Genomic DNA, 14,187 nt, shown 5'->3' with positions numbered 1-14,187 from the left:
CCCTGCCGTGCGCGGCACCCGAAACTGGCGGGCTACCGCTGAATCGACTCATCACAGGGCACGCCTGAAACACTTTGAAAAAAGCGGTTGCACCCGGTTGCACCCTTACAGCCCGACAGCTAATCTTGCCGCAGCTAAGCCACATGATCGTGGCTGTCATGAGGATAAGAAATGGCCACCACCACCCTCGGTGTCAAACTCGACGACCCCACCCGCGAGCGCTTGAAAGCGGCGGCGCACTCCATCGACCGGACGCCCCACTGGCTGATCAAGCAGGCGATCTTTAATTATCTCGAGAAGCTCGAGGGCGGTGCGACCCTGAATGAACTCAGTGGTCAGGGTGGCAAAGACGCCGACGATCAGGGTGACTTGCTCGCCGACAACGTCCATCAGGCATTTCTTGAATTCGCCGAAAGCATCCTTCCCCAGTCAGTCCTGCGCGCTGCGATCACCTCCGCCTACCGCCGCCCCGAGCCTGAAGTGGTGCCCATGCTCATCGAGCAGGCGCGCCTCCCTGCGCCGATGGCCGATGCCACCCACAAGCTTGCGGCGTCGATCGCTGAAAAGCTGCGCAACCAGAAGAGCGCGGGTGGCCGCGCCGGCATCGTCCAGGGCCTGCTGCAGGAATTCTCGCTGTCATCCCAGGAAGGCGTGGCGTTGATGTGCCTGGCCGAAGCCCTGTTGCGTATCCCCGACAAAGGCACACGCGACGCATTGATCCGCGACAAGATCAGCACCGGCAACTGGCACCCGCATCTGGGCAACAGCCCGTCGCTGTTCGTCAACGCCGCCACGTGGGGCCTGCTGCTGACCGGCAAACTGGTCAGCACCCACAATGAGGCCGGCCTGACCTCTTCGCTCAGTCGCATCATCGGCAAGTCCGGCGAGCCGATGATCCGCAAGGGCGTGGACATGGCCATGCGCCTGATGGGCGAGCAGTTCGTCACCGGCGAAACCATCGCCGAAGCCCTGGCCAACGCCAGCAAGTTCGAGGCGAAAGGCTTCCGTTATTCCTACGACATGCTCGGCGAAGCAGCGCTGACCGAGCACGACGCGCAGAAATACCTGGCCTCCTACGAGCAAGCCATCCACTCCATCGGCAAAGCGTCCCACGGCCGTGGCATCTATGAAGGTCCGGGCATCTCCATCAAGTTGTCCGCCCTGCACCCGCGTTACAGCCGGGCGCAATACGAGCGCGTGATGGACGAGTTGTACCCGCGCCTGCTGTCGCTGACCTTGCTGGCCAAGCAATACGACATCGGCCTGAACATCGACGCCGAAGAGGCCGATCGCCTGGAGCTGTCGCTGGATCTGCTTGAACGACTGTGCTTCGAGCCGCAACTGACCGGCTGGAACGGTATCGGTTTTGTCATTCAGGCGTATCAGAAGCGCTGCCCGTATGTGATCGATTACGTCATCGACCTGGCACGCCGCAGCCGCCATCGCCTGATGATCCGTCTGGTGAAAGGCGCGTACTGGGACAGTGAAATCAAGCGCGCTCAGGTCGAAGGCCTGGAAGGCTACCCGGTCTACACCCGCAAGGTTTACACCGACGTTTCCTACATCGCGTGCGCACGCAAGCTGCTGTCGGTGCCGGAAGTCATCTATCCGCAGTTCGCGACCCATAACGCCCACACGTTGTCGGCCATTTACCACATCGCCGGTCAGAACTATTACCCCGGTCAGTACGAATTCCAATGCCTGCACGGCATGGGCGAGCCCTTGTATGAGCAGGTCGTGGGCAAAGTCGCCGACGGCAAGCTTAACCGGCCGTGCCGCGTGTACGCACCGGTCGGTACCCACGAAACGCTGCTGGCATATCTGGTGCGCCGACTGCTGGAAAACGGCGCCAACACCTCCTTCGTCAACCGCATTGCCGACCAGTCGATTTCGATACAGGAATTGGTGGCCGATCCAGTGTCCAGCATCGAGCGCATGGCGACCCAGGAAGGTGGCTTCGGCCTGCCGCATCCGCGCATTCCGTTGCCACGCGACCTGTACGGCAGTGAGCGCGCAAACTCCGCCGGCATCGACATGGCCAACGAACATCGTCTGGCCTCGCTCTCTTCCGCCTTGCTCGCCACGGCGCACAACGACTGGAAAGCCGGCCCGATGCTGGGCAGCCCGGTCAGCGCCGGCACTGAGGTGCCTGTCCTGAACCCGTCCGATCTGCGTGACGTGGTCGGTCACGTGCAGGAAGCGAGTCTGGAGGACGTCGATAATGCCCTGCTCAGCGCCCTCAGCGCCGGACCGATCTGGCAAGCAACACCGCCCGCCGAACGTGCCGCGATCCTCGAGCGTGCCGCCGACCTGATGGAAGCCGAGATTCAACCGTTGATGGGCCTGCTGGCCCGCGAAGCCGGCAAGACGTTCGCCAACGCCATTGCCGAAGTGCGCGAGGCGGTGGATTTCCTGCGTTACTACGCGGTGCAGGCGCGCAACGATTTCAGCAACGACGCTCATCGCCCTCTGGGCCCCGTGGTGTGCATCAGCCCGTGGAACTTCCCGCTGGCCATCTTCAGCGGTCAGGTCGCGGCAGCGCTGGCGGCCGGCAACCCGGTACTCGCCAAACCCGCGGAGCAGACACCGCTGATCGCCGCACAGGCCGTCCGCATTCTGCTCGAAGCCGGTATTCCCGAAGGCGTGGTGCAACTGCTGCCGGGCCGGGGTGAAACCGTCGGCGCACGGCTGGTGGGCGACGATCGCGTCAAGGGCGTCATGTTCACCGGCTCCACCGAAGTTGCCCGTTTGCTGCAACGCAACGTCGCCGGCCGTCTCGATGCCCAGGGCCGGCCGATTCCGCTGATCGCTGAAACCGGCGGCCAGAACGCGATGATCGTCGACTCCTCGGCCCTGACCGAACAAGTGGTCATCGACGTGGTGTCCTCGGCGTTCGACAGCGCAGGCCAACGCTGCTCCGCGCTGCGCGTGCTGTGCTTGCAGGAAGATTCTGCGGACCGCGTCATCGAGATGCTCAAAGGGGCGATGGCTGAGAGCCGCCTCGGCAACCCGGAGCGCCTGTCGGTGGACATCGGCCCGGTAATCGATCAGGAAGCCAAAGCCGGCATCGAGAAACACATTCAGGCCATGCGTGACAAAGGCCGTAATGTGTATCAGGTCGCCATTGCCGACAGCGACGAAATCAAACGCGGCACCTACGTGATGCCGACGCTGATCGAGCTGGACAGCTTCGACGAGTTGCAACGGGAAATCTTCGGCCCGGTACTGCATGTCGTGCGCTACAAGCGCCGTGAGCTGGATCAATTGATCACCCAGATCAATGCATCCGGGTACGGCCTGACATTAGGTGTACATACGCGCATCGACGAGACCATCGCCAAGGTGATCGACAACGTCAACGCCGGCAACATGTACGTCAACCGCAACATCGTTGGCGCCGTGGTGGGTGTGCAGCCGTTCGGTGGCGAAGGCTTGTCGGGCACCGGTCCGAAAGCCGGTGGCCCGCTGTACCTGTACCGTTTGCTGTCGACCCGCCCCGCCGACGCCGTGCAGAAATCCTTTGCCGCCCGCGATGCGCTACAGGCACCGGACACCCGCATGCAAGAGGCCGTGCTCAAGCCGCTGAATGCGCTCAAGGCCTGGGCAAGCAGCCAGCAACTCAGCGACCTTGAAGCTCTGTGCAGCCAGTTCGCCGAAGAATCCCAGAGCGGCGTGACCCGCACGCTCATGGGCCCGACCGGCGAGCGCAACAGCTACAGCATCCTGCCCCGTGAACACGTGTTGTGCCTGGCCGAAGACGAGACGGATCTGTTGGCGCAACTGGCCGCCGTGATGGCGGTGGGCAGCACGGCGATCATGCTGGACGGGGAACCGGGCAAGTCGCTGCGTAACCGTCTGCCCAAGGACGTTCAGTCGCGCATCAAGCTGGTTGCCGACTGGCAGAAGGACGAGGTCGCCATTGACGCGGTATTGCACCACGGTGATTCCGATCAGCTGCGCGCCATCTGCGAACAGGTCGCTCAACGCAGCGGTGCCATTGTCGGCGTACACGGTTTGTCCAAAGGCGAAACCAACATTCCGTTGGAGCGCCTGGTGATCGAGCGTGCGCTGAGCGTCAACACCGCAGCAGCAGGCGGTAACGCGAGCCTCATGACGATCGGATAACCCAGCCCCGTTGTAGGAGCGCGCTTGCCCGCGAATGCATTCGGTCAGACACCACAGCAGTGTTTGACCTGACGCGTTCGCGGGCAAGCGCGCTCCTACACCGAATTCGGCGAGCCTGCCTTGATCGTTTGATACCTCCATCACCCGCATCAATCATCCTGTTCACCCCTTCCCCGCCCACCTAGACTCGACGGCATTCCCAAGAAAGGTACGCCGCCATGTCCGAGACGTTGCTCAGCTCCCGCAATCTGGCTTTCGAGCTGTATGAAGTGCTGGACGCAGAGGCGCTTACCCAACGCGAACGTTTCGCCGAGCACAGCCGGGAAACCTTTGACGCAGCGATCAGCACGGCGCGCAACATCGCGGAAAAATACTTCGCACCCCACAACCGCAAAAACGACGAGAACGAGCCGCGCTACGAGAACGGCGCAGCGGTGCTGATCCCGGAAGTGAAACCTGCCGTAGACGCTTTCCTGGAGGCAGGTTTTCTCAACGCCGCCCGGGACTTCGAAGTCGGCGGCATGCAACTGCCGACATTGCTGTCCCAGGCCTGTTTTGCCCATTTTCAGTCCGCCAATGCCGCGACGGCGTCCTACCCCTTCCTTACAATGGGCGCGGCGAATCTCATTGAGAACTTTGGCACCGACGAGCAAAAGCGGCGCTTCCTGCAACCGATGATCGAGGGCCGTTTCTCCGGCACCATGGCCTTGACCGAGCCCCACGCAGGCTCGTCGCTGTCAGACATTCGCACACGCGCCGAGCCCGCCGAAGACGGCAGCTATCGCCTGCGCGGCAACAAGATTTTTATCTCGGGCGGCGATCACCCACTCTCCGAAAACATCGTCCATCTGGTCCTCGCTAAACTGCCCGACGCACCCGCGGGGGTGAAAGGTATTTCACTGTTCATCGTTCCGAAGTTTCTGGTTAACGACGACGGCAGCCTCGGTGAGCGCAACGACGTCATTCTGGCCGGCCTGTTTCACAAGATGGGCTGGCGCGGCACCACGTCCACGGCGCTGAACTTCGGCGACAACGGCAACTGCGTCGGCTATTTGGTTGGCAAGCCGCATCAGGGCCTGAGCTGCATGTTCCAGATGATGAACGAGGCACGCATCGGCGTCGGCATGGGGGCGGTCATGCTGGGCTACGCCGGTTACTTGTACTCACTGGAATACGCCCGCGAACGCCCACAAGGCCGACTGCCTGACAGCAAGTCGCCGGACGGCTCGCCGGTGTCCATCATTCAGCATGCTGACGTCAAACGCATGCTCTTGACGCAAAAAGCCTACGTCGAGGGCTCGTTTGACCTGGGCCTGTACGCCGCTCGCCTGTTCGACGACACACAAACGGGCGAGAGCGAGGAGGCGCGAAAACACGCTCACGAGCTGCTCGATCTGTTGACGCCCATCGTCAAGTCCTGGCCTTCGGAGTTCTGCCTGAAGGCCAACGAACTGGCGATCCAGATTCTCGGCGGCCACGGCTATACCCGGGAGTACCCGGTGGAGCAGTACTACCGCGACAACCGCCTGAACCCGATTCATGAAGGCACCCACGGCATTCAGTCGCTGGACCTGCTGGGCCGGAAACTGGCACAGAACGGGGGTGCCGGGCTCAAACAGCTGATTCGGCTTATCGCTGATACCTGTGAGCGGGCGCAGGCCCACGAATCGCTGGCGGGATTGCGGCAACCCCTGGAGCAACTGGTCGCCCGGCTGCAAGCGGTGACCCTCGGCCTGCTGACCGACCTGAGCCAGGGCAAGGTCAACGCGGCACTGGCCAACTCCGCGCTGTACATGAAGGCGTTCGGACACGCGGTGATTGGCTGGCGCTGGCTGGAACAGGCGATTCGGGCGCAGGAAGGTTTAAATCGCGGCACCGCCGCTGATCACGATTTTTACCAAGGCAAACTGCAGGCCGCCCGGTTCTTCCTTACTTGGGAAGTGCCGGGCTGCCATCACGAACTGGCGATTCTCGAAAGGCGGGATGATGCGTGTCTGTCGATGCAGGAGGGGTGGTTTTAAGCGACTGACCCCTTGGGTTATTACGAGGTTGAGAGGGGAAAGAAGAAGTCCGTCAAGGCCTTCGCGTCACTGCCCAGTCGGGCGGCATACTGTTCGCGACTGAAAGCCTCCCCGGTACGCAGGTCAAGCAGTTTGCGCCCCTCCAGAGGTCCTCCGATCTCGCGCAACTGCACTTTCATGAACTGATAAAACGTACCGAGAACGTGCTCGATACTGTCGATCTGAAAGTAATGGCCTGGCAGGAAAACAGCTTCAGCCTCTTCCGGGCTGGCGGAAAAAGGAGCAATGGGTGCGGCACCCAGGTAGCTTTTTTCGGGCAATACGAAGACTACGCTGGTGTCATCGAAACGAATCGGCTCCTCCGTCGCGCTGGCGTGCATCCCTCCCTGGCTACTGGCGAACGTCCGCGCCATGTAAGGGTTCTCGCTGAAGGAGGTGATATCGGTGTTCACGAGTACATCCCCCGCCTGAACGTCGCCGGTACGAAAAAAAGCCCCCGACGTACCTCTCGCGCCGCTGCCCCCTCGATAAAGCGCCACATCGTTGTTGCTGCCCACGGTAATGACGTCCTCCACAAACCGACTGAGCATTGCGACCTGATCAGGATATTTCGGCACACCGGTGCGTAAAAACTGGTTGTACGCCTCATCATCGTGGGTGTAGGCCGTAATGTTCGACGCGAAATACTCTCCCTCCGCAGTGCGATATACCCGATGCCTGGCCCCCCACTCATCGAAGTGGACGTCCTCACCGTCCGAGTCGGAAGTAACGACCTCCTGCGGTTCCATTCGGTAAACCTCGACTACCGATTCCTGCCGTGCAACCGCGGCTTCGGAATAGAGCTTTCCGTCGAACAGATTCAACTGCATGAAACGATCCCAGAACGTAGACTGAACGGGAGTAAACCGTGGCTGATCTGAAGCGCCGGCTGCGACGCTGTCCATCGGCATGCCGCCCGCCAATCCCGGCGCAGGCAGGCGTTGCCAGTAGCCATCAGCGCTGAGCACCACCGGACAGCGACCGTTGAAAGCGAAAGGATTGTCTGCATCGACAATCACCCAGCTTCCGAGGTGCTCATCGAAACTTACGCGATGGGCCTCGCGTCCGACCGTCACCCACGTCTCGCCATCCCCTAATTGATAGGTGCCTTGAAAGCGCCCGTCCTGGGCCGCAGGCAGTTGAGACTCAAGAACGATGTCGCCCGGCATGCCTGACAGCGGGTTGCCGGGTAACTCACCCGGCCGCGGGCTCACACGTGGCCAGGCCGTGTTGACACCCGCCCCCGTGCGCAGCAGAAAAGGTAAATTGAAAAAAAGGTAGATCGCGCTGCTGATCGCGCTCTGAACACCGAGACTACGCTGCGCGGAGGTTCTTGCGTTCACAGCCTGATCGATGCTCAGGCCGACATTGGCGGCACTGGCACCCACAACCGCCAGCGCCATCGGCCAGCCCAGGGGCGCAAGGTTGCCAAACACCGAAAGGAAAGTGTTCAGATAACCCAGCCAGATCTGTTTGCGCAGGTCGGCGTTGCTTGTCAACAACGCGTCTGCGTCATTGGTCATGTCGCTGCGCGCGACCTCGCGCAGATAAACGAATGGATCACCCGCAATCGGCTCGCCGGTTCGATTGACGAGTCGATCCGTGCCCTCAAGGTCTTGAGCTCGGCTCAGAAGCTGCGCGACATCGCGCTGAAACGCATCGCGATGTGTTTGCCAGTCGTTCGACGAACGCAAAAAGCGGGCGCAGATGGACGCTCGGGTTCTCAAGGAAAGAAACTGCCCCTTGAGCCATTGGTAAAGGTGCTGATGGGTATCGAAGCTGCGAAAGGGCCTCGCCTCACCGCCGAGGTACAGAATCTGCCTTTCCCCGGGCCCGACAATGCGCAATATGTCCCGAGCTTTGAATGCACCGAGCTCTAAAGGAAACACCAAGACACCCGGCGACGCTGGCGCTGCGGTACGCAGCTGTTCCAATCGGGGCATCGGGTCTTGGCTGATGACGCTTCGCACCGTCTGGAAATCCGCAAGAGAAAGATGGCGCCTGGCAACGCTTTCCCCGGCACGCGCCAGGTAGCTGGCCTTGGCGAGCAAGCAAAAGTTATCACTGTGTCGCGTCCAGAACCGGTCCATTTTGCGGCGATAGCCCGCGCTGAAATCCAGCGCCCAGAAATCCCGAAGGACCTCCTCGGGCAACAGGCGAACTTCATTGCGCTCGTCGTAAAACTCGTGACTGGGGCCGTCCGTGTAAAAGCCGCCGTAGAGAGCCAGCTCGTCTGCAGATGATTGGTCGCTTACCTCGAACCGATGGATCAACAGCTCGATCATGGTCATCGACTGCACCGGTGTGCCGGCGTGTTTCCACCCAGTGAAGGATAACTCGCTGCTACTGGCCGTCGTAAAACGATGCCAATACACATGGTCGGGATCGAGGTGCTTACCCGTGTGCCGAAAGAGGATGCTCTGCGCGGCAGACTTGGCGAGGTCATGGAGATCGGGATAGTCGGCAGCGTAGCGCTTGGCTATCTGCTTGAGTTGGCGCTCGTCTGATAAGGCGGCTACTGCTGTGTTTGAAATCTGCATGGCGCGAATCGCTTCTTGCTGAAATGAACGCCAGACGTGATCAGATTTCGCGGCGCCATCTGCCATACATATTTATCGTTGCCAAGGCGACTTCACCCCCGCAAGCCGGCACTGAACCGTCGACCAGCGGTGGCCCAGCGGCCTCTTGATATACGTCGACCGCGCAGTCCCCAGTGCCCGGCCGTCAAGAATTACGCTTTGACAGCTAACCAATTCAACAGGTTAAATCCCTTGGCACGCGGACTGCATGGTCAGTTCGCGCCCTCGTTTGTTCGAATTCGTTTCTGGAGTACCGCCCTTGGATGCCACGACCATCAACAGCCTGTTCCTGATCGGCGCGTTGCTGGTGGGTGCAAGTATTCTGGTCAGCTCGCTGTCCTCCCGCCTCGGCATTCCCATTCTGGTGATCATCCTGGCGGTCGGCATGGTGGCCGGCGTCGATGGCGGCGGCATCATCTTCGATAATTACCCAACGGCCTATCTGGTCGGCAACCTCGCGCTGGCGGTCATTCTGCTCGACGGCGGCCTGCGCACGCGGGTGGCAAGTTTCCGGGTTGCTCTCTGGCCCGCCCTGTCGCTGGCGACGGTCGGGGTGCTGATCACCACGGGGCTGACCGGCATGGTCGCCGCATGGCTATTTGACCTGAACATCATTCAAGGTCTGTTGATCGGCGCAATCGTTGGCTCCACCGACGCCGCCGCAGTGTTCTCGCTGCTGGGCGGCAAAGGCCTGAACGAACGGGTGACCGCCAGCCTTGAAATCGAATCCGGCAGCAACGACCCGATGGCGGTGTTTCTCACGGTCACGTTGATCGACATGCTGTCCAGCGGCCAGACCGGCCTGCACTGGAGCCTGTTGGGCCATCTGGTTCAGGAATTCGGCATCGGCGGCATCGTCGGGCTGGGCGGCGGCTGGATCATGCTGCAACTGGTCAACCGGATTAATCTGGCCAACGGCCTGTACCCGATTCTGGTGGTGGCCGGCGGTCTCGTCGTCTTCGCATTGACCAACGCCATTCACGGCAGCGGCTTCCTAGCTGTTTATTTGTGCGGTCTGGTATTGGGCAACAAGCCGATTCGCAGCCGTCACGGCATTCTGCACATGCTCGACGGCATGGCCTGGCTGGCGCAGATCGGCATGTTCCTGGTGCTGGGCCTGCTGGTCACGCCCCATGATTTGCTGCCGATCGCGCTTCCGGCCCTGGGCCTGGCGCTGTGGATGATTCTGGTGGCGCGGCCGCTCTCGGTGCTGGCGGGCCTGCTGCCTTTCCGGGTGTTCCACGGTCGCGAAAAAGCCTTTATCGCCTGGGTGGGTTTGCGCGGTGCGGTACCGATCATTCTGGCGGTGTTCCCGCTGATGGCTGGCCTGCCCCATGCGCAGCTGTATTTCAATCTCGCGTTCTTCATCGTGCTGGTGTCGCTCTTGGTTCAGGGCACGAGCCTGCCGTGGGTCGCGAAATGGCTGAAAGTGACGGTGCCGCCTGATCCGGCGCCGATCTCCCGCGCGGCGCTGGAAGTGCATGTCACCAGCGAGTGGGAGCTGTTCGTGTATCGCCTGGGCGCCGAAAAGTGGTGCATCGGCGCCGCACTGCGCGAGCTGAAAATGCCCGAAGGCACGCGGATCGCTGCCCTTTTCCGTGGCCAGCAGTTGCTCCACCCGTCGGGTAGTACGGTGCTGGAAGTCGGTGATTTGCTGTGCGTCATCGGCCATGAACACGACCTTCCTGCCCTCGGCAAGCTGTTCAGTCAGGCGCCGCAACGTGGTCTGGATCTGCGTTTCTTCGGTGACTTCGTACTCGAGGGAGACGCTGAGTTGGGGGCTGTCGCGGCACTCTATGGTCTGAAACTGGACGGGCTGGATCCGGGTATGCCGCTGAGTCAGTTCATCATTCAGAAGAATCGAGGTGCGCCGATCGTGGGCGACCAGATCGAATGGAATGGAACTATTTGGACGGTTGCGGTTATGGACGGGAACAAGATCCTCAAAGTGGGCGTCAGATTCCCCGAAGGAAGCCGCCCGGGGCCCGGGCTGTTCCTTTAAACTGCCCCCCATTTCTGCTCGCTCGACCCGGTGTCTATGTCCACGCTGCGTAACCTTTTCACCTCGGCCCTGCTTGGGCTTTGCCTGTCGTCCGTACCGGCCCACGCCGCCGATACGCCCCCTCTGTCCAGCGAGGCCGTCCAGCACAGTCTGGACAAGATCGCCGACCGCAAACTGAGCGCTGACGACCAGAAAGCGCTGCAACAGGTGCTTGAACAGACGCTGACGTTCCTGTCCAGCCAGAAGGACAACCAGCAGAAGCTGGAAGACCTGAAAAAGCAGCTCGCCGACGCACCCCGTCAGACCACCGAGAACCAGCGCGAGCTGACCAAGCTCAAGGCCAGCAAAGTCATTCCGGTCGCGCAGCGTTACGCCAATCTTGAGGTGCCGCAGCTTGAGCAAATCCTGAGTCAGCGCAGCGCCCAGCAGGCTGATCTGCAAAAAGCCCTCAATGACGCCAACAGCCTGACCATCACCGCGCAGACCCGGCCAGAGCGTGCCCAGGCCGAGATCAGCAACAGCCAGACGCGCATTCAGGCCATCAACGGCATCCTCAAGTCTGGCAAGGACGGCGGCAAAACCATCAACGCCGACCAGCGCAACGCGTTGAACGCTGAACAGGCCTCATTGAACGCATTGATTGCGCTGCGTCGCCAGGAGCTCGCCGGCAACAGCCAGTTGCAGGACCTGGGCGGCAGCCAGCGCGACCTGCTGACGGAAAAGGTCAATCGTCAGGATCAGGAAATCCAGGACCTGCAAACGCTGATCAACGAGAAGCGTCGCGCCCAGTCCCAGGAAACCGTGACGCAGTTGTCCCTTGAAGCGCAGAAAGCCGGCGGCAGCAGCCTGCTGGCGACCGAAAGCGCCGCCAACCTCAAGCTTTCCGACTATCTGCTGCGCGGCACCGACCGCCTCAACGAGCTGACCCAGCAGAACCTCAAGACCAAAACCCAGCTGGATGCCATCACGCAAACCGATCAAGCGCTCGACGAGCAGATCAACGTGTTGAGCGGCAGTTTGCTGCTGTCGAAAATCCTCTACAAACAGAAGCAGTCGCTGCCCAAACTCAAGCTAGACAGCGGTCTGGCCGACGAAATCGCCGACATTCGCCTGTACCAATTCGAAGTCAATCAGCAGCGCGAACAGATGAGCAGTCCGAGCGCTTACGTCGACACGCTGCTGGCGACGCAGAAACCCGAAGACGTGACGCCCGCGCTGCGCAAGACGTTGCTCGATCTGGCTACCACGCGCAGCGACCTGCTGGAGCGGCTGAATCGTGAGCTCAGTTCGCTGCTCAACGAATCCATCACCCTGCAGCTCAATCAGAAACAGCTGGTCAGCACGGCTAACAGCCTGCGGGCCACCCTCGATGAGCAGATGTTCTGGATTCCGAGCAACAAGCCGCTGGACCTGGAATGGTTCGAGCGCATCCGGCCGCGACTCGTCAAACAGGTGACCACCCTGCCTTGGACGTCCAGCGTCAGCGAACTCTACGACGGACTGACTCAGCGCCCGCTGATCTTCCTGCCGCTGTTCCTGGTGATCGGCGCGCTGATGTGGAAACGCAAGGCGCTGTACGACAAGCTCAACCGCCTGCACGCCGACATCGGCCACTTCAAGCGGGACCGGCAGTGGCAGACGCCGCTGGCGATTTTCATCAACGTGCTGCTGGCGATGCCGTTGTCGCTGACCCTGGCGGTGTGTGCGTTCGCCCTGCAGATCGACGCCCGCGGGCAGAACGTCAATCTGGGTTCTGCGTTGCTGCAAGTGGCGCTGGCCTGGCTGGTGTTCTACACCGCCTACCGGATTCTTGCGCCGGGCGGCGTGGCGCAATTGCACTTCCGCTGGGAAAAACCACAAGTGGAATTCCTGCGCGGCTGGATCCGTCGTCTGGGTCTTGTCGTGCTCGCACTGGTGACAGTGGTCGCCGTGGCCGAGCACGAGCCTTCTGCGCTGGCCGACGACGTTATCGGCATCGCCGTAGTGCTGACTTGCTACGCCCTGATGGCATGGTTGCTCGCGCGCCTGCTGCTCACCAGCCCGACCCACCACAGTGCATCGCTGTTTCGCCGCGCCGTGGGGCTGGCCTTCACCGCCCTGCCCGTCGCGCTGTTTGTCGCTGTTTGCTTTGGCTACTACTACACGGCGCTGAAGCTCAGTGATCGCCTGATCGACACGCTGTATCTGCTGATGCTGTGGCTGGTCATCGAAGCCGCGTTCGTGCGCGGGCTGAGCGTCGCCGCGCGGCGTCTGGCGTATCAGCGTGCGCTGAGCAAACGTCAGGCCGCGAAAGAGGCCGGTGAAGGCGAGACCCTGATCGAGGAGCCGACGCTGGACATCGAACAGGTCAACCAGCAGTCGCTGCGACTGATTCGCCTGGCGCTCATCGCAGGCTTCATCGGCGCGCTCTACTTCGTCTGGGCCGACCTGATTTCGGTGTTCTCGTACCTCGATAACATCACGCTGTACGAATACACCAGCGGTACCGGCGCCAACATCAGCATGGTGCCGATCAGCCTGGGCGACTTGATCGGCGCGCTGGTGATCATCGGCATTACCTTCGTTTTGGCCGGCAACTTGCCGGGCCTGCTGGAAGTGCTGGTGCTGTCGAAGCTCAACCTCAAGCAGGGCAGTTCGTACGCGACCACCACGTTGCTGTCGTACACCATCGCCGGCGTTGGTTTTGTCTCGACACTCTCGGCGCTCGGCGTGAGCTGGGACAAGCTGCAATGGCTGGTAGCGGCGCTGTCGGTGGGCCTGGGTTTCGGCATGCAGGAGATCTTCGCCAACTTCATCTCCGGGATCATGATCCTGTTCGAGCGCCCGGTGCGGATCGGCGACACCATCACCATCGGCGCCCTGTCAGGTACGGTCAGCAAGATCCGAATTCGCGCGACTACCATCACCGACTTCGACCGCAAGGACATCATTGTCCCGAACAAGACGTTCATCACCGGGCAGTTGATCAACTGGTCGCTGACGGACACCATCACCCGCGTCACGCTCAAGCTGGGCGTGGATTACGGCTCGGATCTGGACCTGGTGCGCAACCTGCTGCTCAAGGCCGCCCGTGACAATCCGCGGGTATTGAAAGAACCCGAGCCGATCGTTTACTTCCTCAATTTTGGCGAAAGCACCCTCGACCACGAGCTGCGCATGCACGTGCGTGACCTGGGCGACCGCAACCCGGTGCTCGACGAGATCAACCGGTTTATCAATAAGGAATTCAAGAAGCAGCACATCAATATCTCGTTCCGGCAGATGGAGGTTTACCTCAAAAACATGCAGGGACAGGAGTACAAGATGGTGCCCGTTGAACCCGAGCAGAAAACCATCACGCCGCCCGCTGCTGTGCCCCCGGCGCCAAAAGATGCACCGGAGCCACCGGAAGTCAGGCTCGACTGACCCGAAAAAACCCAGC

5 protein-coding genes are annotated in these 14,187 nt (G+C 61.2%); 4 read left to right on the top strand and 1 reads right to left on the bottom strand.

What is annotated here, in order from left to right:
* Nucleotides 1–171 precede the first annotated feature (171 nt).
* Complete coding sequence (gene putA / locus ACYAR8_RS22160; protein WP_463581065.1) at nucleotides 172–4,125, top strand: trifunctional transcriptional regulator/proline dehydrogenase/L-glutamate gamma-semialdehyde dehydrogenase; 3,954 nt, start codon at nucleotides 172–174, stop codon at nucleotides 4,123–4,125.
* 218 nt (nucleotides 4,126–4,343) lie between these two features.
* Nucleotides 4,344–6,146 carry an acyl-CoA dehydrogenase gene (locus ACYAR8_RS22155; RefSeq protein WP_463581064.1) on the top strand — a complete coding sequence of 601 codons (1,803 nt, stop codon included), beginning with the start codon at nucleotides 4,344–4,346 and terminating at the stop codon, nucleotides 6,144–6,146.
* A gap of 20 nt (nucleotides 6,147–6,166) precedes the next feature.
* Here the strand turns inward: ACYAR8_RS22155 and ACYAR8_RS22150 are convergent, their stop codons facing one another.
* On the bottom strand, nucleotides 6,167–8,791 hold the full coding sequence (locus tag ACYAR8_RS22150; protein ID WP_463581063.1) for a dermonecrotic toxin domain-containing protein: 2,625 nt from the start codon (nucleotides 8,789–8,791) through the stop codon (nucleotides 6,167–6,169).
* A 232-nt stretch (nucleotides 8,792–9,023) separates the two neighbouring features.
* Between ACYAR8_RS22150 and ACYAR8_RS22145 the strand changes: the two genes are divergently transcribed.
* Nucleotides 9,024–10,766, top strand: coding sequence for a potassium/proton antiporter (locus tag ACYAR8_RS22145; RefSeq protein WP_074890747.1), 1,743 nt, complete (start codon nucleotides 9,024–9,026; stop codon nucleotides 10,764–10,766).
* A 36-nt stretch (nucleotides 10,767–10,802) separates the two neighbouring features.
* Nucleotides 10,803–14,171 carry a mechanosensitive channel MscK gene (gene mscK / locus ACYAR8_RS22140; RefSeq protein WP_463581062.1) on the top strand — a complete coding sequence of 1,123 codons (3,369 nt, stop codon included), beginning with the start codon at nucleotides 10,803–10,805 and terminating at the stop codon, nucleotides 14,169–14,171.
* Nucleotides 14,172–14,187 lie beyond the last annotated feature (16 nt).

This window comes from Pseudomonas sp. HP_01, from assembly GCF_055284355.1.
Note: the sequence above shows the minus strand (reverse complement) of the source record. Positions and strands in the feature narration are given on the sequence as shown.

Excerpts from the sequence above, each read along its gene's own strand:
- putA (WP_463581065.1), top strand. The coding sequence starts at position 172 with ATGGCCACCACCACCCTCGGTGTCAAACTCGACGACCCCACCCGCGAG.
- ACYAR8_RS22155 (WP_463581064.1), top strand. The coding sequence starts at position 4,344 with ATGTCCGAGACGTTGCTCAGCTCCCGCAATCTGGCTTTCGAGCTGTAT.
- ACYAR8_RS22150 (WP_463581063.1), bottom strand. The coding sequence starts at position 8,791 with ATGGCAGATGGCGCCGCGAAATCTGATCACGTCTGGCGTTCATTTCAG.
- mscK (WP_463581062.1), top strand. The coding sequence starts at position 10,803 with ATGTCCACGCTGCGTAACCTTTTCACCTCGGCCCTGCTTGGGCTTTGC.